This is a genomic window from Streptomyces kronopolitis (assembly GCF_050953795.1).
In the GTDB taxonomy this organism is placed as follows: Bacteria; Actinomycetota; Actinomycetes; order Streptomycetales; family Streptomycetaceae; genus Streptomyces; species Streptomyces kronopolitis_A.
In genome coordinates, this window is the sequence record NZ_CP191850.1 from 237,436 (window position 1) to 261,658 (window position 24,223).

The following is a 24,223-nucleotide window of genomic DNA, read 5'->3' on the forward strand; positions in this document are numbered from 1 at the left end:
TCAGGCAGGGGTTGCGCTCAGCTGCTCGGCCACGAGGTCGGCCAGCGCCTGCGGTGTCGGGCACTCGTAGAGGAGGTCCGCGGGCCACTCCAAGCCGGTCAAGCCGGTCAGGTGGTCGCGCAGTTCGAGCGCGGTGACCGAGGTCAGGCCCATGTCGAAGAACTCTCCCTCGGCGTCGATCTCGGACGCGGACTCGTACCCGAGCACGGCGGCCGCCAGGCTCCGCACACCGCCGAGCACGGCCTCCGGCCACTCCTCTCGGGGGAGTCCCGCGAGGGTGGCCCGGAGGTCGGAGTCCTGGGGCCGCGGACCGTCGGGCCGCGGCTCGGACTCGTGCTCCGACTCGGGCCCGGGCTCCGGCTCGGACTCGTGCTCCCGCTCGGGCCCGGGCTCCGGCGTGAGGTCCGTCGCCTCTTCCGTCACCTCTTCCCTCGCCTCCTCGGGATTCGTGGCCGGCGCGGTCCGCGTCACGTGCGCGGGGTCCAGGAGGCGTACGGCCGTCTCCTCGGTGGACAGGGCCCGCCACAGCCCGCTCACCGCGGCCCTCGGGTCGAGGTCGGGGTGGACCGCCACGGCGAGCGAGGCGCCCGCTTCCCGCACGGTCTCGCCCACGGACACGACGGCCACCAACGGCGCCGCCACGTCCTCGAAGCCGCTGCCGGACCGGACGATCGCCGCCGCGAGCCGTACGGGCCCCTCCGCGTCCCCGAACTCCAGCGCGCCGGCCGGGCGGTCGGCGCCGCCGGCCACCAGGCAGCGCGCCCCGGACGCGAGCACGGCGTCGACGGTCGCCGCGGTGAGCGCGTCCGCCGGGCCGGCCACCAGGACGTCCCCCTCGGGACGCCACACGCCGGTGCGGTCCAGCGGTTCGTAGGTGCGCACGAACAGCCCGTCCGGCTCGATCCGCGTCTCCCGGTAGCCCTCGGCCACGGCCGCGCACAGGCGGCTGCGCGCGGGCGCGTCGAGCTCCTTCGGGAGGGTCACGGCGTGGTCGCAGGCGGGCACCACGCCGCCGCCTTCGACGAGGGCCCACCGGGGCACCCCCGCCCCGGCGGCCGGTTCGGTGCCGGGCAGGGCCAGCACGAGGTCCGGGCGCTCGGTACCGCCCGAGCGGACCCGGGCTCCGTGCCGGACCAGGGCGCCCGCGACCCCGTCGGCCAGTTCCTCGTCGCCCGTGGAGGGGGCGAGCAGCAGGACGTCGTGGGCGAGTTCGGGGGCGGGACCGTCCGGCACCCGTGTCCACCGCGCCCCCTGGAGGACCGGCGCCGCCGCCCCGGAGCGCAGCCGGCAGAGGGCGTCGAGGACCTGGGCCGGTGTCTCGTCGCCCCGCAGGTCCAGCAGGTCGAGGGCGGCGCCGAGGTCGGCGCTCTCGACGGCCGACCAGAGCGGATCGAGCGCGGGCCCGTTCTCCTCCGCCTCAGCTGCGGAGACGGGCGCGGGCGCGGCCTGTGCCACGTCGGCCGGCTCGGGCCAGTGACGGCGGTCCTGGAAGGCGTACTTCGGAAGCCGCACCCGGGTGGCAGGACGACCGGCGTGGACGGCCGGCCAGTCGGCCTCCACTCCGTGGGTGTGCAGGAGCCCCAGAGCCTCGACGGCGGTGCGGACGTCGTCGCGGTCGCGGCGCAGCAGCGAGACGGGCCGCACCGGGAGGCCGGGCAGGCACGACTCGACGGCCGGTGCCAGGACGGTGTCGGGTCCCAGTTCCAGGAAGGCCGTGGCCCCGTTGTCGTGGGCCTCGCGGACGGCGTCGAAGAAGCGTACGGAGCCGCGCAGTTGGTCCACCCAGTAGTCGGGGGTGTCCATCGCGTGGGCGGTGCGGACGGTGGAGACGACCGGGATGGCGGGCCGTCCGAAGCGGACCTCGGCGGCGGCGGTCCGGAACTCGGCGAGCGCCGGATCCACGCGGGGCGAGTGGAAGGCGACGTCCACGCGCAGCCGGCGCGTACGGTGCCCGCGCTCCGACAGTTCCCTGGCCGCGGACAGGACCTCCTCCTCGTCCCCGGACAGGACGACCGACCGGGGGCCGTTGACGGCGGCGATGCCCACGCGGTCGGCGCGGCCCTCCAGGACGGCGAGGACGTCCTCCTCCGTCGCCCGTACGGCCACCATGGCTCCGCCGGCCGGCAGTTGTCCGAGGACCCGGCCGCGGGCGGCGACGAGGGCGGCGGCGTCGGCGAGGGGTACCAGGCCCGAGACACAGGCCGCCGAGAGCTCGCCGATGGAGTGCCCGATCAGGGAGTCGGGGGTGACGCCCCAGCTCGACAGCAGCCGGAACTGGGCCACTTGGAGGGCGAAGAGGGCCGGTTGGGTGTACTCGGTGCGGTCCAGCAGGTCGTCCCGTGCGAAGACCGCTTCACGCAGCGGGGTGTCGAGCCGGAAGTGCGCGGACACCTCGTCGAAGGCCTGCGCGTACACCGGGAAGGTCTCGTACAGGCCCCTTCCCATCGCGGGGAGTTGGCTGCCCTGCCCGGTGAAGAGCAGGGCGAGCCGCTGCCCGGTGGCGAGGGCCCGGCGCAGGCCGTCGGCCGTTCCGCCGGACGCCAGAGCCGTGAGGGCGGCGCGCCTGCGCGGTGCGTCGGCGCCGCTCACCACGGCCCGGTGGCGGTGTGCGGCCCGGGTGGTGGACAGGGCCCGCGCCACGGCGGGGAGGTCGGAGGTGTCCGACTCCAGCAGTCGGCGGGCCTGGCCGCGCAGGGCCTGCTCTGAGCGTGCCGACAGCAGCCAGGGGACTCCGTCCAGGGCGGGCAGCGGCTCCGGGGGCTCTTCGGGGCTCGGTGCCTGCTCGATCAGGACGTGCACGTTGGTGCCGCTGATGCCGAAGGAGGAGACTCCCATGCGCCGCGGCCCGGTCCCCTCGGGCCACGGCTGCGCCCGGCCGAGCAGCGCGATGTCGCCGGCGGTCCAGTCCACGTGCGGGGAGGGCTCGTCGATGTGCAGGCTCCGGGGCAGCAGGCCGTGGCGGAGGGACAGCACCGCCTTGATCACTCCCGCGATGCCGGCGGCTGCCTGGACGTGTCCCACGTTGGACTTGAGCGAGCCGAGCAGCAGCGGGGCCGGCCGGTCCTGGCCGTAGACCGCGAGCAGCGCCTGCGCCTCGATGGGGTCGCCGAGGGCCGTGCCGGTGCCGTGCGCCTCGACGGCGGCGACATCGGCGGGGTGCAGGCCGGCGGCGGCGAGCGCCGCGCGCATCACCTTCTCCTGGGCCGCGCCGTTGGGGGCGGTGAGGCCGTTGCTGGCGCCGTCGGAGTTGAGGGCGCTGCCGCGCAGTACGGCCAGCACCTCGTGGCCCAGGTCGCGGGCCCGGGAGAGGCGCTCGACGAGCACCACTCCGGCGCCCTCGCCGAGTGCGGTGCCGTCGGCCGCGGCGGCGAAGGGCTTGCAGCGTCCGTCGGCGGCCAGTCCGCGCTGGCGGCTGAACTCGACGAAGGGCACCGGTGTGGAGAGCACGGTGACTCCGCCGGCGAGCGCAAGGTCGCACTCCCCCGCCCGTACCGCCTGCGCGGCGAGGTGCAGGGCGGTCAGCGAGGAGGAGCAGGCCGTGTCGACGGTGACGGTCGGGCCTTCCAGGCCGTAGGTGTAGGCGACCCGTCCGGACAGGACGCCACCGCCGACGCCGGGGGCGAGGAAGCCCTCGGCGGCGGCGTTCTCCAGGAGGCGGCCGTAGTCCTGGTACATGGCACCCACGAACACGCCGGTGCGGCTACCGCGCAGCGAGGCCGGGTCGATGCCGGCGTCCTCGCAGGCCTCCCAGACGGTTTCCAGCAGGATCCGCTGCTGCGGGTCCATGGCGACGGCCTCGCGGGGCGCGATCCCGAAGAAGGCGGCGTCGAACGCGGTCGCGTCGGCCATGAAGCCGCCGTGCCGGGTGTAGGTGGTGCCGGGGGCGGCCGGGTCGGGGTCGTAGAGGCGCTCCAGGGGCCAGCCCCGGTCGTCGGGGAACGGGCCGATGCCGTCGCGTTCGTGGACCAGCATCTCCCAGAGGTCGTCGGGTGTGCGGACGCCGCCGGGGAGCCGGCAGCCGAGGCCGACGAGGACGACGGGGTCGTCCTCGTCGGCGGCCGCGGCGCGGACCGCGGGAGCGGCCGCCGGGGTCGTGCCCGCGAGGAGTTCGTCCAGGTGGCGGGCGACCGCCGTCGGATGGGGGTGGCTGAACACGAGGGTGGCCGGGAGGCGCAGGCCCGTGCTTTTGGCGAGGCGGTTGCGCAGTTCGACGGCGGCGAGCGAGCCGAAGCCGGCTTCCTTGAAGGCCCGGCCGGGGTCGACCGCCTCCGGCGAGGCATGTCCGAGGACGGCGGCGGTGTGTCCGACGACCAGGTCGAGCAGGGTGCGCAGGCGCTCGGGGCCGGTCTTCCCGGCGAGGCGGGCGGCCAGTTCGGAGACGGCGGCGCCGCCACCGGGGGCGGCGGCGCGGCGTGCGGGTTTCCCGGACAGGTCGCGCAGCGGCGCGGGGACGTCCGCTCCCTGGGCCCGCAGGGCGCCGGGGTCGAGCCGGATCGGGGCGAGCACCGGCTCGTCCGAGGCCAGGGCGGTGTCCAGGGCGGCGAGGGCGTCCGCGGTCGGCAGCGGCCGGAAGCCCGAGCGGCCCAGGCGGTCCCGGTCGACGCCGTCGGTCATGCCGCTGGTGGCGTCCCACAGGCCCCAGGCCAGGGAGATCCCCGGCAGGCCCGCGGCGTGGCGGCGTCGGGCCAGGGCGTCGAGACCGGCGTTGGCGGCGGCGTAGTTGGCCTGGCCGAGGCCGCCGAGGATGCCCACGGCCGAGGAGAACAGCACCAGGCGTGCCTGGGGCAGCATTTCGTGGAGGTGGAGCGCGGCGTCGAGCTTCGCTCCGAGCACGCGGTCGAGGCGCTCGGGGGTCAGGCCGGTCACCAGGCCGTCGTCGAGGACGCCCGCGGCGTGGACGACGGTCGTGAAGGAATCTCCGCCGGCCAGGGCCGCGAGATCGGCACGGTCGGTGACGTCGCAGGCGACGGCACGGACCTGTGCCCCGGCCGCGGCCAGCTCCTCCAGGAGGGCGGCCATGCCGGGGGCGTCGGCGCCGCGTCGGGCGGCCAGCACCAGGTCGAGCACGCCGTGTGCGTGGACGAGGTGCCGGGCAACGAGCTGACCCAGGGTGCCGGAGGCGCCGGTCACCAGGGTCCTGCCGAGCGTGCCGGTCCCCGCCGGAGCGGGGAGGGCGCGTACCAGCCGGGTCACGGTCGCTGTGCCGGACGCCAGCGTGAGCTGGGGCTCGTCCGCGGCGAGGGCGGCGGGGATCGCGGCGAGGGTGGTCGGGTCGAGATCGGCCAGGTCCAGCACCCGGAAGCTGCCGGGGTGTTCGAGCTGGGCGGACCGTACGAGACCCGCGACGGCGGCTTCCGCCACGTCGTGGTGGACCCGGCGGGTGACGAGGACGAGCGTGGAATCCGTACGGCTCTCGTCCGCCAGCCAGTCCTGGACGAGGGTGAGCGCACCGCGCACGGCCTCGCCGGGCTCGCCTGCCGGAGCCGGCACCAGGACGTGGGGCGCGGGGTCCTGGGTGGGCTGCTTCCCCAGTTGCCGGGCGAGTTCCGGGTCCGGTACGGCGTAGTCCTCGTGCGCGCCGCCGGGCAGGGCCCGGGTCACCCGGTCGGGGCGCAGCAGATCGCCCCGGTCGGGGCGGCCGAGAGCGCCCGCCGAAAGCTCGCGAAGCACGAGGGAGTCGACCGAGGCGACGGGTGCCCCGGTGGTGTCGGTGAGGGTGAGGCGGACGGCGTCGGGGCCCGCGGCGGACAGGGTCACGCGCACGGTGTCGGCGCCTGCGGCGTGGAGGCGCAGGCCCTGCCATTCGAAGGGCAGCGCCGGGCGGCGGCCCCCTCCTGTGGTGAGGAACCCGCCGAGGGCGACGGGGTGCAGGCACGCGTCGAGCAGGGCCGGGTGGAGCGTGAACGCGCCGGCCTGGTCGGCGTCGGGCAGTGCGACCTCGGCGTGGAGGTCCCCGTCGCGTCCCCGCCACAGTGCCCGCAGGCCGCGGAAGGCCGGGCCGTAGGTCAGGCCGGCGTCCTCCAGGGTCGCGTAGAGGGCTTCGACGTCCTGGGGTTCGGCGCCGGCCGGCGGCCACGCGGTGGCGGCGGCCACCGGTTCGGCGGCGTCGGGCAGCAGCACGCCGGTGGCGTGCGTGGTCCATAGCCCCGCCCCGGTGAGGGTGTGCAGGATCAGTCCGCGCGAGCCGTCCTCGGCCGGGGCCGTGAGGTCCACGCGCAGCCGGATGTCGCCCTCGTCGGGGAGGACGACCGGGGTGAGCAGGGTGAGCTGGTCGACGGCGGCGCAGCCGGCCTCGTCCGCCGCCCGGGAGGCGAGCTCCGCGAGGGCGGCGCCCGGCAGGACCACCTGACCTTCGACGGTGTGGTCGGCGAGCCAGGGCTGGGCGGCCAGGCCGAGCCGGCCGGTGAGCACCAGGCCCTCGGCGGCGGGCAGGGCGGCGCGCAGGATGGGGTGGTCGACCTCGTCGAGGCCCAGGGCGCCCGCGCCGCCGGTGCCGGGGCCGGGACTCAGCCAGTACGGCTCCGTGCGGAAGGTGGTGGTGGGCAGGTCGATCCGGCGGGCTTCGGGCCAGAGCGCGGACCAGTCGGGGCGTACGCCCTTCACGTACAACTGGGCGACGGCGTGCAGCAGTTGCTCGGGGCCGCCCTCGTTGCGGCGCAGGGTGTGGACGACGGCGGTGTCGGTGCCGAGCGCGTCGACGGTCTCCTGTGCGGCGGTCGTGACCACCGGGTGGGGGCTGACCTCCAGCAGGGTGGTGCAGTCGCGCCGGACGAGGGCGGTGACGGTCTCGTCGAAGCGGACGGTCTCGCGCAGGTTGCGGTACCAGTAGTCGGCGTCGAAGGCGTCGGCGGCCTCGATCCAGCGGCCTTCCACGGAGGAGAAGAAGGGGATTTCGGGGGCGAGCGGGCGGACGGGGGCGAGGGCCTCCAGGATCTGCGCGCGGACGCCTTCCACGTGCGCGCTGTGCGAGGCGTAGTCCACGTCGACGCGCCGGGTGCGTACGCCGTCCTCCTCGCAGGCGGCGAGGAGTTCGTCGAGGGCGTCGGTGTCGCCGGAGACGACCACGGAGGCCGCGCCGTTGACGGCGGCCAGCGACAGCCTGCCGTCCCAGCGCCGGAGCCGCTCGCGTGCCTCGTCGGCGGACAGCGCGAGGGACATCATGCCGCCGCGGCCCGAGAGGGTGGTCAGGGCCCGGCTGCGCAGGGCGACGACGCGGGCGGCGTCCTGGAGGGTGAGGGCGCCGGCCACGCAGGCGGCGGCGATCTCGCCCTGGCTGTGTCCGCCGACAGCGGCCGGGTGGACGCCGAGGGAGCGCCACACCTCGGCGAGGGCGACCATCACGGCGAACAGCGCGGGCTGGACGACGTCGACCCGGTCCAGGTCCTGTTCGCCGCGCAGAACGGCGGTCAGCTCGAAGTCCACGTAGGGGGCCAGGGCGCTCTCGCACCGGGCTATCCGTTCCCGGAACACCGCGTTGGTGTCCAGCAGGCGCACGGCCATGTCCCGCCACTGCGAACCCTGGCCGGGGAAGAGGAAGGCCACGCCGCCGCTCGGCCCGGTGGTCCCTTCGACGACGGCGGGCGAGGGCCGGCCGGCGGCCAGGTCGTCCAGTGCGGCGAGGAGTTCGGCCCGGTCGCCGCCGAGGGCGACCGCACGGTGCTCATGGGCGGCGCGGGTGGTGGCCAGGGAGAGGGCCACGTCCTCGGGGCGCGGTTCCTGCGGGTGCGTGGTCAGGAAGGCGGTGAGGGTGGCGGCTTGGGCGCGCAGTGCGGCGTCGGAGCGGGCGGACACGGTCCAGGCCAGGGGGCCGGGCCCGGCGGGCGGCGGCACGGGGGTCTCGTCACTTTCGGCGCTCTCGGCGCGCTCAGCGCTCTCTGCGCTCGCCAGGGCTGCCGGCCGCTCGGCGTCGGGCCGTACGGCGGTCCCGTCGTCCACCGGCGGCGGGGGTTCCTCCAGGATCACGTGGGCGTTGGTGCCGCTGACCCCGAAGGAGGACACGGCGGCCCGGCGGGGTTCCGTACCGGCGGGCCAGGGTGCGTCCTCGGCGAGGAGTTCCACGCCGCCCGCCGACCAGTCCACGTACGGGGTCGGGGCGTCGAGGTGCAGGGTCCGGGGCAGTACCCCGTGCCGCATGGCCATGACCATCTTGACGATCCCGGCGATGCCCGCGGCGGCCTGGGTGTGCCCGATGTTGGACTTGACCGATCCCAGGCGCAGCGCCTGGGTGCGCTCCCTGCCGTAGGCGGCGAGCACGGCCTGGGCCTCCACCGGGTCGCCCAGGGGGGTGCCGGTGCCGTGTGCCTCCACCGCGTCGACCTGCTGGGGGGTCAGTCCGGCGTCGACGAGGGCCTCGCGGATGACGCGCTGCTGGGCGGGGCCGTTGGGTGCGGTGAGGCCGTTGCTGGCACCGTCGGAGTTGACGGCGGTGCCCCGGACCACGGCGAGTACGCGGCGGCCGGCGGCCAGGGCGGTCGCGAGGCGTTCGACGACGATGACGCCGGCGCCCTCGGACCAGGCGGTGCCGTCCGCCCCGGCGGCGAACGGCTTGCAGCGGCCGTCGGGGGCCAGGCCGCGCTGGCGGCTGAACTCCACGAAGGCGGCGGGGGTGGCCATCACCGTGGCCCCTCCCACGAGGGCCATGTCGCACTCGCCCCGGCGCAGGGAGCGGACGGCCAGGTGGAGGGCGACGAGCGACGAGGAGCAGGCGGTGTCCACCATGAGGGCGGGGCCGCGCAGGCCCAGTTGGTAGGCGACGCGGCCGGAGACGACGCTGCCGGCGCCCTGGGCGCCCGGGTAGTCGTGGTGCATGACGCCGGTGAACACGCCGGTGCGGCTGTCGCGCAGCGAGCTCGGGTCCAGGCCGGCGCGCTCGACGGCCTCCCACGACGTCTGGAGGATCAGCCGCTGCTGCGGGTCGGTGTGGAGTGCCTCCTTGGGCGAGATCCCGAAGAATCCCGCGTCGAACCGGGCGGCGCCGTGCAGGAATCCGCCCTCGCGGACGGTGGTCGTGCCCGGGTGATCGGGGTCCGGGTGGTGGAGTGTGTCCAGGTCCCAGCCGCGATCGCCGGGGAACGGGGTGATCGCGTCCCGTCCCTCGGCGACGAGCGACCACAGGTCGTCGGGGGACTCGACGCCGCCCGGGTAGTGGCAGGCCATGCCGACGATGGCGATCGGCCCGGCGGATCGCTCCTCCACCTCGCGCAGCTGCTGCCGCGTCGACTGCAGTTCCGCGGTCACCCGGCGCAGGTAGTCGCGGAGCTTGTCCTCGTTGGTCATCGGGAGCGTTCCTCCAGTCCCGGCAGCGGGCTGCCGAGCTCGGCGTCGATCAGGGCGAAGACCTCGTCGTCGGTCGCCGAGGCGAAGGCGGTGACGGGTGCTGTCGCGGTGTGCGGTGTCAGGTGGTCGAGCAGGCCGCGGACGCGTTCCGCGGTGCGGTCGCGGGACACGTCGTCGGTGGCCGCCGCCGTGAGGGCGGCGGCCAGGCGGTCGAAGGCCGCGAACAGGGTCGGCAGGTCGGTCGCCTCGGACTCGCCGGTGAACCGCTCGTCGAGGTGGGTGACCAGATCGGCCGGGGTGGGGTGGTCGAAGACGAGCGTGGCCTCCAGCGACAGACCGACGGCCGTGCCCAGCCGGTTGCGGAACTCGATGGAGCTCAGCGAGTCGAAGCCGAGTTCCTGGAAGGACCGGTCGGATTCGATCGTGCCGGCGTCCGCGTAGCCGAGGACGGCCGCGGCCTGTCCCCGGACCAGCGCCGACAGCCTGGCGCGCCGCTCGTCGGGACCGAGGCGGCCCAGACCCGGGTCGGCGGCGGGGGCTGCCGCCGTGGTGCGCACCAGGCTGCGCAGCACGTGCGGTACGACGGCGACCGGACCGCGCCCGAGCCGCAGGGCGGTGACCGCCGGGTGCGGTCCGGCGAGGGCCGCGTCGAGCAGTGCGAGGGCCGCCCCGGTGGGAAGCGGTTCGATGCCGCCGCGGGCCAGGCGGTCCCGGTCGGCGGCCATGCCGTCGTCGAGCGCCCACGGCCCCCAGGCCACGGACACGGCCCGGCGGCCGGCTGCGGCGCGCTCCCGGGCGAGGGCATCGAGGAAGGCGTTGGCGGCTGCGTAGTTGCCCTGCCCGGGGCCGCCCAGTACGCCCGCCACGGAGGAGAACAGCACCAGTTCGGCCTCGGGCAGCAGGTCGGCCAGGTGGGCGGCGCCTTCGGTCTTGGGGCGCAGCACCCGCTCCAGGCGGTCCGCGTCGAGGGCGGTGACCACTCCGTCGTCCAGTACGCCCGCGGCGTGCACGGCCATGGTCACCCGGCGGCCGGCCAGCAGGGTCTGCAGGGCGGCGCGATCGGCCACGTCACAGGCGGCCGCCTCGACCCGGGCGTCCAGCCCGGCCAGCCCGGCCGGGACCCGGCCGCTGCGGCTGACCAGCAGCAGGTCGCGTACGCCGTGCCGCTCGACGAGGTGGCGGACCACCGGTCCGGCGAGGGCGCCGCTCGCACCGGTCACCAGGACGGTGCCGGCCGGGCGCGGTGCGGGCGCCGGCACCGCGGCCGGTGCGCGGACCAGCCGGGCTCCGAGCACCCGGCCGTCGAGCAGGCGCAGGTGCGGTTCGTCGGAACCGAGCGCGCGGTGCAGCGGCGCGAGGTCCTCGGCGTCCACGAGGCCGAAGCGGCCCGGGTGTTCGGACTGGGCGGAGCGCACCAGTCCCCAGACCGCGGCCGTGGCCGGGCCGGGGGCGGTGGTGACGAGGACCAGCCGCGCGGATGCGAACCGGCGGTCGGCGAGCCACTGCTGGAGCCGGCCGAGCACCTCGGTGGTCAGGGCGCGGGCGACCGCGGCCCCCTCGGCGGCGCCGGACGGGGCGGCCGGGACGGGCAGGACCACCACCGGCGGCACGTCCGTCAGGGCATCGAGGTCCGCGGCCCGCACCATCTGTGCTCCGGAGGCCGCCAGGGCGGCGCCGATCCCCTCCGGGTCCGGGCCGACGACCGCGTAGCGGGCCCCCGGTGACGGCTCGGGGGTCTCCACGGGCAGCCACTCCACGTGGTGGAGCGGCTCGGCCGGGGCGTCCGCCCGGCGCAGCACGACCGAGTCGACGGAGGCCACGGGCGCGCCCGCGTGGTCCGTGAGGAGGAGCCCGACCGCGTCGGCCCGGTGGTGGACCAGCCGTACCCGGGCGGCGGTCGCTCCCGGGGCGTGGACGCGTACACCGGACCAGGCGAACGGCAGGTAGGGGCTGTCCCCGTCGAGGGCCGAGGTGAGGGCCACGGTGTGCAGGGCGGCGTCGAGGAGTACGGGGTGCAGCGCGTGCGCCCCGGGGCCCCCGTCGGCGACACCGTCGGGTACGGCGACGTCCGCGAAGGCGGCGTCGGCGCCGCGCCAGGCGCGGCGCAGGCCACGGAAGGCGGGTCCGTAGCCGGTGAGCGTCTCGTAGAGGCGGGTGACGTCGAGTTCCTCGGCGCCGGCGGGCAGGGCCGGGGACGCCGGGGGCTCCTCGCGTGCGGGAGCGAGGACGCCGGTGACGTGGCTCGTCCAGTCGCCGTCCCCGGTGCGGGCGTGGATCCGGAAGGCCCGCGTGCCGTCGGGCTCGGCGAGGTCCGCGACGAGGCGCAGGTCGGCCTCGCCCGATGCCAGTGGTGTGTGGGTGACGAGTTCGGCGATCCGCGGGCAGTGCAGCCGGGCTCCCGCCCGCAGGGCCAGGTCGATGAAGTACGTCCCGGGTACCAGGACGACGCCGTCCACGGTGTGGTCGGCCAGCCAGGGCCGCTCCGCCGTGGAGAGCCGCTCACTGAACACGTGTCCGTCCGGCAGTTCGACCTCTTCGGCCGTGCCCGGCGAGCTCCCGGACGGGGTGCGGGTGGTGGTGACCCAGTGCCGCTCGCGGGCGAAGGGGTAGCCGGGCAGCGAGAGCCGTCGCGGCCGGTCGGGCGCGGGCAGGCTGATCGCGGCGCCCTCGACCCAGCCCCGGGCCAGCTCGCGCAGGTCGTCGCCGTGGACCGGTGCGGCGGAACGGCGCCTTCGTCCGCGGTACCGGCCCGTGCCGGTGCGCAGCGCGTCGGCGAACCCGGCCGTCGTCGTGGCGACGACGGCGAGCCGCTCGTCGAGGTGGTCGCGTCCGGACCAGAGCGTGAAGGCGAGCGCCGCCGGGTCCACGCCGCCGCCGGTAGTGGTGAGGCGGCGCGTCAGCTCGGCCGGGGTCGTCCCCCCGTCGACGTGGAGCCGGACGCCGTACTCCTCCTCGATGCGGCGGGCGAGGCGGGTCAGGCGCGGGTAGTCGAGGCCGAGTTCCGCGAAGGGTTCAGCGGGATCGACGGGGAAGCCCACGACCTCGGTGAGGATCCGGTCGAGGGCTTCGGGGCCCGCGCCCCGGCCGGCCCGGTCGAGGTGGGAGAGCATCCGCGCCACGGTCTCGTCGAGCCGGGTGGCATCCTTCGCCGAGAGCACGAAGAGCTGCGGACGGCCGTCTTCCGGGGCCTGCGGGCCGCGCGCGAGCGGGTGTTCGGCCAGCACCACGTGGGCGTTGGCGCCGCCCGCGCCGAAGGAACTGATCGCCGCGGTGCGCGGAGCGTCCGCGGGCGGGTTCCAGGGTTCCAGGGTGCGCTGCACGCGGAACCGCGAATCCGTCCAGTCCACCGCCGGGTTGAGCGGCTCGGCGTGCAGCGAGGGCACCAGTGCGCGGTGACGCATCTGGAGGACGACCTTGGTGAGGGCGGCGATGCCCGCCGCCGATTCCAGGTGGCCGATGTTCGACTTCACGGAGCCGACGGGCCAGGGCCCCCGGCCCGCGCCGACGGCGTCGAAGGCCCGCTCCAGGGCGGTGATCTCGATCGGGTCGCCCAGGCCGGTGCCGGTGCCGTGGGCCTCCAGGTAGCCGAGGTCGGCGGGGTCCACTCCCGCCGCGGTGAGCGAGTCGCGGACGAGGGCGGCCTGCGAGGCCGGGTCGGGCACGGAGAACCCACCGGTGTGTCCACCGTGGTTGAGGGCCGTACCGCGGATGACGGCGTGTATGTGGTCTCCGTCGCGCAGCGCGTCGCGCAGCGGCCGCAGCAGCACCACGCCGACGCCCTCGCCGGGCACATAGCCGTCGCCACCCTCGCCGAACGCCCGGCAGCGGCCGTCGGTGGAGAGGAAGGACGACTGGCTGAGCAGCAGGTACTTGTTGGGGTGGACGTGCAGATTGACGCCTCCCGCGAGGGCGGCCTCGCACTCGCCCCGCCGGATCGCCTCGACGGCCAGGTGCAGCGCCGTCAGCGAGGAGGAGCACATGGTGTCGAGCGCGATGCTCGGCCCCTTGAGGTCGAGGAAGTAGGAGACGCGGTTGGCGATCGAGGCGCTGAACGACGAGGGCACCAGCCCCGGTTCCGCCCGGACGCCGTGCAGTTGGTACTGGTTGTACATCACGCCGGCGAACACGCCGACGGAGCGGCCCCGCCAGGCGGAGGGGGCGTGTCCCGCCTCCTCGAAGGCGTGCCAGGACTCCTGGAGGAACAGCCGCTCCTGCGGGTCGAGGACGGCGGCCTCGTTGGGCGAGATGTGGAAGAACGCGGCGTCGAACTCGTCGATGCCGTCGACGAATCCGCCCCAGCGGCCGTACGAGCGTCCTGGGACGCCCTTGGCGTCGCTGTGGATCGCGCGGTGGTCCCAGCGGTCGGCGGGCACCTCGGTGATGCCGTCCCGGCCGGCCTTGAGGTTCTCCCAGAACTCGTCGACCGTGCCGGCACCCGGGTAGCGGCCGCTGATGCCCACGACGGCGATCGCGTCGTCCTCTTCACCGGTGCCGTCGCAGGCCGCCGGCAGGGGGGTCGCGGGGGCGGTGACGGCGGAGTCGGCCGCCTCCGGAACGGTGGGAGCCCCGGCCGTGGGGGCCGCGGTGGCAGGGGTGAACCGTTCGGTGATCTCGGCCGCCGAGCCCACGAGCGCCACCAGGTGCGGCCGGCCGCTGCCGGCGGCCCGCAGCATGATGTCCACCGCGGTCGGGGTGTCCATGGCCCGCAGGCCCATCCGGCGCAGCGCGCGGTCGTCGAGCGGCATGCCTCCGTCCGACCAGCCGGGCCACCCGATCGACACGACCCCCGGCTTGCCCTCGGCGAACCGGTCGAGGAAGGCGTTGGCGCAGGCGTAGTCGGCCTGGCCCTGGTTCCCCCAGGCGGCGGCCGTGGACGAGCAGAGCACGAGGAAGTCCAGCCCCAGGTCCCGGGTGGCCTCGTACAGCAGGCGGCTGCCGGTGACCTTGGGCGCCAGCACGGCACGGACGTCCGCGGCGCTCTTGCCCGCGATCAGCCCGTCGCGCAGCACACCTGCCGCGTGCACCACCCCGTCCAGCGCGCCGAACCGGGAGAGCGCCAGGTCGACCACGCTGCGCACGTCCTCGGCGCGGGAGACGTCCGCGCCGACCACCTGCACCTCGGCTCCGAGGGCGGTGAGTTCGGCGCTCAGCTCGGCGGTCCGCGCGCTGTCGCCCGCCGTCCGTCCGCAGAGCACGAGCCGGGCCCGCACGGTGCGCGCCAGGTGCCGGGCGAGGGACAGGCCCACTCCGCCGAGCCCGCCCGTGATCAGGTACACGCCCCGTTCGCGCAGCCGGGCCGGCCGGTCCGGGGCCGGGGCGGGCAGGATCTCGCGCACCAGGCGCCTGCCCGCCTCGTAGCGCACCTCCCCATCCGGTACGCCCGCGGCGAGTTCGGCCAGGGCATCGGTGCGCTCCGGCGAGCAGACCACCGCGGCGCGTACGCCGGGCTGCTCACGGTGGAGCGTGCTCAGCAGACCCGAGACCGCCGCGGCCGCCGCGCCCAGGGGCAGGTGGCAGACGATCCGTACGGGGCCGCGCCGGTTGCGCAGCAGGGCGGCCGCGAAGCCGGTCAGGGCGACGGCCTCGCCCTCGATGTCCTGCGGATCGGCGGGCGTCCAGAGCACGTCGCCGGCGTCGTGCGCGGTGAGCAGGGCCGCCCCGTCGCGCCCGGTCCGCGCGTCGACGGTCAGAACGGAGGCCGGAGCCGGTGCCGGCGGCAGCGGTGCGTCACGCCAGCGCGGCTCGAACCAGACCACCTCGGCGGGCACTTCCTCGCGTACGTCCTGCTCCTGCGGCGCCCCGGCGGCCTCGCGGGCCCCGCCCTCGGGCAGTTCGTACGCGCCCAGGTACGCGACGAGGGTCTCGAAGGAGCTGTGCTCGAACAGCAGGGTGGGCGAGAAGTCGGTGCCGTACGCGCGCTCCAGGTCGGCGGCGATGCCCAGCAGCGCCGTCGAGTCCAGGCCCAGCTCGTAGAAGCCCGCCTCCTCGTCGAACCCGTCGCGGCCGAGCCGTTCGGCGAGCAGGCCGCGCACCAGGCTCGCCGTGGTCTCCCCGTCGGGTACCGCGCCGGCCGGCGCGGTACCCGAGGCCTCCGCCGCGCGCGCGGAGCCGTCCAGCCGGGTGATGGCGTCCTCCTCCCGGACGCGCTTCGAGGTGAGGCCTCGCAGCCACAGCAGGACGCCGCCGTCGGCGTCGAAGAAACGCAGGTCACAGGTGGTCAGGTCGCCGTCCGGGCCGGTGGCGCGGGGCGGGGTGGCGTGCACCAGGGTGCGGTCCCCGACCGGCCCCCGGGCCCGGAAGGAGTCGAGGAGCATCGGGATGTAGGGCCGGGCCGCCTCGCCGGCCCCGGCCGTGGCGAACTGGGTCGGCAGCAGGGTCGAGGAGTCCAGCGCGGCCGGGTGCAGGTGGAAGTACTCCGCGTACGCGGCGGCCTCCGGGCCCAGCGACAGGTCCGCGAGCAGCTCGTGCTCGCCGACGTGCAGGGTGCCCCGGGCACGCATGAACTCCCCGTGCTCGATGCCGGTCCGGCGGACGAGCGCGTACAAGTCGGCCATGTCGGCCTCGCGGGGCATGCCCGCGCGCAGGGCGGTCAGGTCGACGGCCTCGGCCGGGAAGGGCACGTCCAGGTGGAGCCGGCAGTCGAGGACCGGTTCGGTCTGGCCCGTGGGGCGGCGGGTTCCGGTGACGGAGACCCGGTAGCCGTCCGCGTCCGCGGTGAACGCCACCCGCAGTTCGGTGTCGAAGTCCGGGCCGGCGGCCACGGGGTTGCGGAACAGCACGCGGCGCAGCTCCACGCGGGAGGTGTCGACGCCACGGGCCCGCAGGATCCGGTAGATCATGTCGAGGAACGACACTCCGGGCAGGATGCGCGTGCCGTGCACGCGGTGGTCACGCAGCACCGGATCGGTACCGCGCACCACCACGGAGCAGGTCAGGCCGTCCAACAGGGTCATTACTTTCCTTCCGGCACGGCGGAGAAATCGAGCTCGAAGAACGGCGCGGGGGCCGGTGCGGGGGCCGGTGCGGGCGTGCCCGCGGGCGGTGGTACCGGCTGTGCGGGGGCGTCCGCGGGCGCGTCGAACCAGAAGCGCCGCCGCCGGTAGCGGGGCGGGTCCAGCGGTCCGCGCGCGGGGACGTGGGCTTCGGGTGCCTGGCGCACCACCATGTGGGCGTTGGTGCCGCCGAACCCGAAGGAGCTGACGGCGGCCCGGCGCGTACCGTCGCGGCCCGTGAAACCGCGCGGCTCCCGTACGGGGAACAGCGGCGACTCCTCGAAGCGGAAACGGCGGTTGAGGGTCGCGCAGTGCAGCGTCGGCGGCAGCTGCGCGTGGTGGACCGACAGCAGGACCTTGATCAGTCCGGCCATGCCGGCCGCACTGAGGGTGTGTCCGATGTTGGTCTTGACGCTGCCGACGCCGCAGAAGCCGACCTCGTCGGTACGGGCGCGGAAGGCCTCGGTGAGCGCCTTCAGTTCCATCGGGTCACCGATCATGGTGCCGGTGCCGTGGGCCTCCACGTAGCCCAACCGGTCCGGGGAGACACCGGCGTCGGCCAGGGCCGCCTCGATCACCTCGCGCTGTGCGCGCGGGTTCGGCGTCGTGATCCCCATGGTGCGGCCGTCGTTGTTGACGGCGCTGCCCTCGATCACCGCGTAGATCCGGTCGCCCTCGCGCACGGCGTCGGACAGCCGTTTGAGCAGCAGTGTGCCGGCGCCCTCGCCGAGGACGATGCCGTCGGCCCGCTCGTCGAAGGTGTGGCAGCGCCCCGTGGGCGACAGGGCGCCCGCCCCGCTCATCCCGACGAAGGGCACCTCGTCGAGCAGGATGTCGACCCCGGTCGCGAAGGCCAGGTCGCACTCCCCGGTCCGCAGGCCGGCGGCAGCCATGTGCACGGCGACGAGCGCGCTGGAGCAGGCCGTGTCGACGACGACGGACGGTCCTCGCAGGTCGAGGTGGTGGGACAGCTGCGCGGCGATGAAGTTCTGCGCCATTCCGCTGATCGAGTGCGGACCGGCCGCTGCGACGTGCGCACCGTAGTTCGCCGCACGGGCGCCCGCGAAGACGCCCACGCGCCGGCCCGCGACCTCCTTGGGGGTGAGCCCGGCGTCGGCCAGGCACTCCACGCCGGTCTCCAGGACCTGCCGGACCAGGGGGTCGACGTGTGCGGCCCCGGCCGGGTCGATCCGGAAGTACTCCGGGTCGAAGTCCTCGATGGCGTCGAGGAAGCCGCCCCACTTGCTGACGGTGGTGCCGGGCTGCGGGTCGGGCCGCCAGAAGCGGTGCTTGTCCCAGCGGGAGGGCGGCACCTCCGTGACGGAGTCCGTCGCGGACATCAGGTTCCGCCAGAACGTCTCCTGGTCGGGGGCGCCGGGGAAGTGGGCGGCGATACCGATGACGGCGATGTCCGCACGCCGCGCGGCCGCTCCCGCGACGGGAGCGCCGGATACGACGGCGTCGGGTGAGACCGGGGCCGGGTCCGGTGCGGTGGCCTCGGCAGGGAGGGGCGGGACGGCGGGTGCGAGGTCCGGGGCGGCGTCCTGCGCAGGGGTCGCGGGGTCCGGCACCAGGTCGCGCAGGGCCTCCGCGAGTTGGGCCACGGTCGGGTTCTCCAGGATGGTCGAAGGCTCCGCGACGACGCCGAGCTCCCGCTCCAGCGCGGCGAGGATCTGGGCGATCATGATCGAGTCCACCCCCAGGTCGGCGAAGTCCTCGTCCCCTCCGATCGCAGCGGGTTCCAGCCGGAGCGTCGAGGCGAGCACCCCGGTCACCCGGCGGACGAGTCCGTCCGCGGCCGGTACCCCACGCGGGGCGGCCGACGGAGCCGGCGCGGGCGCCGCCGCGTCCGGTCGGCCCGCCCGGCCCGGCGCGGGCACCTCCAACAGCCGTGCGGCATCGAAGCGTCCGGCATCCACGACGCAGGGCAGCACGACCGGGTCGGGGCCGCTCATCGCACGGTCCAGCAGGTCCAGTCCCGCTTCCGGGGCCAGGGTGCGCAGGCCGAGGTCCCGGTAGGCCGGGGTGTCGACCTCGGGCATGCCGGCCGCGCGCCAGCTCGGCCACTGCAGCGACCGGACGACGGGGGCGGCGTCACCGCCGGTGGCGGTGCGGTACTCGGCGACGCGGTCCAGCACGGAGTTGGCCAGCGCGTAGTCGCTGAGGCCCACGGCCAGCGCGGGCACGCCGCCCGCGACGGACGAGTACAGCACGACGAAGCGCAACGGGTCGCCGGCGCAGCCGTCCAGGACGGCCTGGAGCCCCGTGGTCTTCGGTTCCAGGACCCGCTGCACGTCCTCGGTGCGCTTGCCGATGAAGGCCGGATCGCGCATGACGCCGAGTCCGGCGCAGTGCACGATGCCGACGATCGGGCCCATCTCGCGCCGGGCACGGTCGAGCACCTCGGCGATCCCGTCCAGCGGGCCGGTCTCGAACGCGACCCGGACCCCGGGGCGTTCCAGGGCCGCGAGGTCGCGCAGCCTGGCCACGAGGGCCGGGTCGGTGCCGGGGTCCGCGAGGAGCGCGGGCCACTCGGTCCGGGCGGGCAGCGCGCTACGGCCGAGGAGCACGAGCCGGTCGGCGCCGCGTTCGACGAGCCGGGCCGCGAGCAGCCGGCCCAGCGCGCCCGTCCCTCCGGTGATCACGACGGTCTTGCCGGCCAGGTCCGCGGACCAGTCGGCGCAGGCGGGCGCGGCGTCGGCGGGGCGCAGTACCGGCCGGTGCCGTACGCCCGCGCGTACGCAGGCCTCGGTTACCGGGTCGGTCGCCGCGAGTTCGGCGGCGGCCGCCGCACGCAGCGCGTCCGGCTCCAGGGTGTCGAGGTCGAGGGTGCGGGCGGACAGGCCGCGGTACTCGGCGGTGAGCATCCGGACGAGGCCCGCGTAGGCCGCGCCGCGCAGCGTGGGCCGCTCGGTCCGGAAGGTGGCGAGTCCCCGGGTCAGATGGAGGTAGGTGAAGCCGCGGGTGCGGTTTTCGGTGACCAGCTCGCGCAGGAGCGCGATCCGCGCCCAGTCGGGCTCCGGCACGGTGAGCGGCGTGTCCGACAGGTCGGCCAGGTCGATCACGGCCGTCGCGCGGCCGGCCGCTTCCGCGATCCGCCGGGCGGCGTCCTCGTCACCGTCGTCCATGCGGACCACCGTGGCGGCGGGTCCGAAGGCCTTCGTGGCGAGCGGCTCGTTCTCGGCGCGGGCCAGCACCAGGATCCCCGCGGGCAGTTCGGCGGGGGGCAGCGGGGCGGCCTCCCATCGCTTGACCAGGAGCAGTGCGGAGTCCTGCGGGACGGACGTGCCCGCGGTGGCGGCCGGCGCCGTGAGCCAGTGCCGTTCGTGGGCGAACGGGTAGGTCGGCATGGACGCCGGCTGCGGCCGGTCGGTGCGCAGCGCGGCCCAGTCGATGTCGGCGCCGTCCTGCCAGAGCCGTGCGAGCCGGTCGAGCCGTCCCTCCCGGACCAGCCGGGCGAGGTACTCGGCGCCCTCGGGTTCGGACAGCCAGGCATGGTCGGCGTCCGTACCGCCGGGGGCGTGCTCGGTCGCGAGGTGGCCGGCCAGCTGCTCGCGCAGGTCGCGGGTGGAGCGGGCGACCACCGCGAGCCGGGCGGCCATGGGGACGCGGCCGACCTGGGAGGTGTACGCGAGCGAGGCGAGCGACGCCGCGGGCGCGTCCTTACCGCCGGCGCCGATGCCGGCGCTGCCGTGGTCCGCGTCCGTATCCGTGTCCGTGTCCGTGTCCGTGTCCGCGTCGAGGAATTCCACCATCGCGGCGGCGTACCGGCGCAGGGCGGCTTCGTCCCTGCCCGACAGCAGGAACACCTCCTCGGCGTCGTCCCGCAGCGGGGCCGGGGGCGTGCCGGCGGGCGCCTCCTCCAGGACCACGTGCGCGTTGACTCCGCCGAAGCCGAAGGAGCTGACGCCCGCGCGCAGCGGCAGGGGCGCGCCGTCGGCGTCCGTGGGCGCCCACGGGGTCGTCTCCCCTACGGGCCGGAACGGCGTACCGGTGAGGTCGATCAGCGGGTTGAGCGTCTGGAGGTGCAGTGTCTTCGGCAGCGTGCGGTGCCGCATCGCCAGCACCACCTTGATGACTCCGGCGACGCCCGCGGCGGGCTCCAGGTGTCCGATGTTGCTCTTCACGGTGCCGATGCCGCAGGGCGTGGCGGGGCCGTCGGCCAGGGTCCGGTGGGCCCGGGTGAGGCCGTCGATCTCCACCGGGTCGCCGAGGGCGGTGCCGGTGCCGTGGAGTTCGCTGTAGGACACCGTCCCGACCGGCACCCCCGCGTCCTGGTAGGCCTCGACCAACAGGGCGGCCTGGGCCAGCGGGTTGGGGGCGGTCAGCGACGAGGCGTGCCCGCCGTGGCCGACCGCGCTGCCACGGATCACCGCGTGCACCCGGTCGCCGTCGGCGAGGGCGCGGGAGAGCGGCTTGAGGACGAGGACGCCCACGCCCTCCCCCTTGACGTACCCGTCGGCCGTGGCGTCCAGGGCCTTGCAGCGGCCGTCCGGGGAGAGCACTCCGAGCTGGTTGCCGGCCACCACGGTCTGCGGCGTGAGCACCAGGCTCACGCCGCCTGCGACGGCGAGTTCGCTCTCCCCCGCGCGCAGGGCCCGGACGGCGCGGTGCAGCGCCACCAGGGAGCTGGAGCAGGCGGTGTCGATGCTCTCGCTCTGGCCCTTGAGGTCCAGCAGGTACGAGATGCGGTTGGCCAGCATGGTCCGCGCGAGCCCGGTGCCCGCGCAGGGGTTGACCTGCCCGCCGCGCAGGACCATCGACTCGTAGTCGTTGAACTGGACGCCGGCGAAGACGGAGACGCGGCGGCCGGCGAGCCGGTCGGCCCGGCAGCCCGCGTCCTCCAGGGCGGCCCAGGTGTGTTCGAGGAACAGCCGGTGCTGCGGGTCCATGACCTCCGCCTCGGCGGGCGAGATCTTGAAGAACCGTGCGTCGAACCGGTCGACGTCGCTCAGGAATCCGCCCCAGCGGGCGGTGCCGCCGAAGCGCCGGGACACCTCCTGCCAGTCCCAGCGGTCGGCGGGTGTCTCGGTGATGAGGTCCGCACCGTCTCTGAGGTGCCGCCAGAACTCCGCCAGGTCCGGCGAACCCGGGAACCGTCCGGACATGCCGACGATCGCGACGGCGTCCTCCCGGGCGGGCTCGGTGGAAGGAGCGGTGGAGAGGGTGGGAGTGGAGGCGGTGGTGACAGTCGTGACGGTGGTGGTGGCGGGCCCGGCGGCCGGTTCCGCGCCCGCGGTGGCGGGCGTCCGCGACGGTTGCGCCAGGGAGGGGTGTTCCGCGAGCAGGTGCCGGGCGAGCCTGTCGACCGTGTTCTCACCGAACAGGGTCGTCGTCGGCACCGAGACGCCGTAGCGCTCCTCCAGTGCCACGGAGAGGGACTGGAGCCCGAAGGAGTCCAGTCCGTACTCCCCGAAGCCGGCCTCCGGATCGAGCGTCTTCGGCGCCAGGCCCAGCAGTTCGGCGACGAGCTCCCGCAGCCGCTCGGTCAGCTCGCCCGCGTGCACGGGAGCGGCGGGAGCGGGCGCCGGGGCGGCAGGGCGGGCGCGGTGCCCGTGCTCCCGGATCCGCATCGCGGCGACCCGCTCGCGCATCCGCTCGGGCGCTCCGGGCAGTACGGCGACCTGGGCGCGCCCCAGCCGCAGGACGAGGTCGAGCAGCCGTTCCCCCTCCTCGGCCTCCAGGTAGCGAAAGCCCGTCTCGGCGAGGTAGCGGCGCTCGTCCTCGGCCGCCACGTGCATGCCTCCGGCACGCCACAGGGGCCAGTCGACCGAGACCGTGTGCCCGCTGCGGCGGCCCGCGGTGCGCAGGGCCGCGCGCTCCTCGGCGAAACCGTCGAGGTAGCGGGCGCCGACGGCGTAGTCGACCAGACCGTAGTCGCCGAGCTGCCCGGCCAGCGAGGAGTACAGGACGAACAGGTCCAGCGGTTCGTCACGGGTCACCTCGTCGAGCACCCGGGTGCCCTCGAAGCGGGCCCGCAGGTGGGAGCGGAACTCCGCGAGGTCCTTTCCGGGCAGCGGAGTGCGCGAGGCGGTCGCCGCCAGGTGGAAGACCCCGTGCAGCGCGCCCCACTTCTGCTTGACGTCCGCCACGACGCGGGTCATGGCGGCCTCGTCCTCCACGGCCGCCTGGAAGTAGGCGACCTCGCCGAGAGCGCGCAGGCCGGCGAGCTCCCCGGCCCGGTCCGCGGCACAGGAGCGTCCGGTGAGCGCGACCCGGGCGCCGCGCGCCAGCAGGGTACGGGCGAGCAGCAGTCCGAGGCCGCCCGTGCCGCCGGTCACCAGGTGCACGGCGCCCGGACGCAGCGGGGACTCCGTGACGGGGCTCGGGTCGGCCTCCGTGAGCACGCGTACGGTGCGGCCGGCCGCGGAGAGGCGGACGGCTGCCGAGGAGAGCCGCTCGGCGGCCACCTCGGCGAGCAGGGCGGAGGGTTCGACCGGGCCGGCGACGCGTACGACACCGAAGGCGGTGCCGGGCAGGGCGGCGCGCAGCGAGGTGTCGAACCCTCCCCAGGCCTCCGCCATGGCGCCCTCCGGCACCAGGACCTGGATCCGCGCGGCGGCCCGGGAGGCCGTCATGGCGCGTACCAGCAGGAAGGCCGACTCGATGCCCAGGTCCGGGCGTTCGGGGTGGAGCAGCGGCCACTGGTGCACGATCCGGTCCGCTCCGGCGGCGAGCAGCCGGGCGTAGTCATCGGCCTCGCCCGGGCGGATCGTGACGGTGGAGCCCTCGTCGGCGTACGCGGATCCGGCCCGTACGGTCACGGCACCGGGGACCGGCAGGTCGCCGAAGACCAGCACCCGGCCCGGGTGCGGGGCGGCGGGCGGCACGGGCACGGCCTCCCATGCGGCCGTGAAGAGGCTGACGGGTGCCTCGCCGGCGGGACCGGCGGCCGTCGCAGGGGCGGTGGCCGTCCCGGGGACGGTGGCCGGCGCCGCCGGAGTTCCGTCGGTGAACCAGTAGCGGTCGGCGGCGAAGGGGTACGACGGCAGCGAACGCAGCTTCGGCGCCCGCTCCCACCGGGTGGACCAGTCGACCGTCGCGCCGCGCACCCACGCGGCAGCGGTCTCCTCGTCGCCCCGCCCGTCGAACGGCGCACGGTCGGCGTGCCGTTCCACGCGCCCCCGGTGGATGCCGGCGAGGTCCCCGGCGAGGTAGCGGCGCAGGGTATCCGCCGCGTGCTCGCCCGAGTCCGCGACGAATGCCAGGCGTTCGGCGTGTTCGGTGCGGCCGGACTGGAGGGTGTGGGCGGTGCCGGCGAGGTCGTGCCGCCAGCCGTCCCGGGTCTCGACGAGGGAGTGGGCGGCGGCCCGCAGCCGCTCCGGGTCGCGGGCGGAGAGGGCGAACACGACCGGGCGGCCGGCGGGCGCCGGTTCGTCGGCCGGGTACTCCTCCAGCACGACGTGGGCGTTGACCCCGCCGTAGCCGAAGGAGCTGACCCCGGCGCGGCGCGGGACACCGGGCGCCACGGGCTTCCAGTCACGTGCCTCGACCGCGATCTCGCAGGCCGTGCCCGCCAGCGCCAGGTGGGGGTTGAGTTCCGGGCCGTGCGGGTCCCCGGTGATCCGTCCGTGCCGCATGGACAACAGGACGCGCAGCACGGCGGCGATGCCCGCCGCCGGCTCCAGGTGGCCGATGGTGTTCTTCAGGGCCCCCAGGGCACAGTGCGGAGCGGCCGGGGCGGAGTGGCCCCAGTCGCGGTAGAGCTCGGCGAAGGCCTGGCGCAGGCCGTTGGTCTCGGCGGGGTCGCCGATGACCGTGCCGGTGCCGTGGGTCTCGACGTACCCGATGGTCGCCGGGTCCACGCCCGCCTGGCGGTGCGCCTTCACGATCACCTCGGCCTGGCCGCGCGGGTTGGGCGCGGTCAGCGAGTTGGAGCGGCCGCCGTGGTTGACGGCGGTGCCGCGCAGGACGGCGAGCACCGGGTTGCCGTCGGCGCGGGCCCGGCTGAGCCG

General features: G+C 75.8%; 3 protein-coding genes (1 of these 3 cut by a window edge). All 3 read right to left on the reverse strand.

Annotated elements, in window-relative coordinates; genetic code table 11:
* Tightly spaced (each overlapping or abutting the next), the 3 genes in view from ACQP17_RS01115 to ACQP17_RS01125 form a layout consistent with a single transcriptional unit that may run on beyond the window.
* A complete protein-coding gene (locus ACQP17_RS01115) occupies positions 1 to 9,276 on the reverse strand; it encodes an SDR family NAD(P)-dependent oxidoreductase (protein WP_433854470.1) in 9,276 nt (3,091 codons plus the stop codon).
* Entirely contained in the window at positions 9,273 to 16,229 is a 6,957-nt protein-coding gene (locus tag ACQP17_RS01120) for an SDR family NAD(P)-dependent oxidoreductase (RefSeq protein ID WP_433854471.1), read from the reverse strand. Before ACQP17_RS01120 ends, ACQP17_RS01115 begins: the two co-directional genes overlap by 4 nt.
* Positions 16,229 to 24,223: the final stretch of an L-histidine N(alpha)-methyltransferase gene (locus ACQP17_RS01125; protein WP_433854472.1), read on the reverse strand. It continues 11,511 nt past the right edge of the window; only the last 7,995 of its 19,506 coding nucleotides appear in the window; its start codon lies off the right edge, out of view; it ends in the stop codon at positions 16,229 to 16,231. Before ACQP17_RS01125 ends, ACQP17_RS01120 begins: the two co-directional genes overlap by 1 nt.

What these genes read in the sequence shown, in the direction of transcription:
- ACQP17_RS01115 (WP_433854470.1), bottom strand. Translation starts at nt 9,276, where the DNA reads ATGACCAACGAGGACAAGCTCCGCGACTACCTGCGCCGGGTGACCGCG.
- ACQP17_RS01120 (WP_433854471.1), bottom strand. Translation starts at nt 16,229, where the DNA reads ATGACCCTGTTGGACGGCCTGACCTGCTCCGTGGTGGTGCGCGGTACC.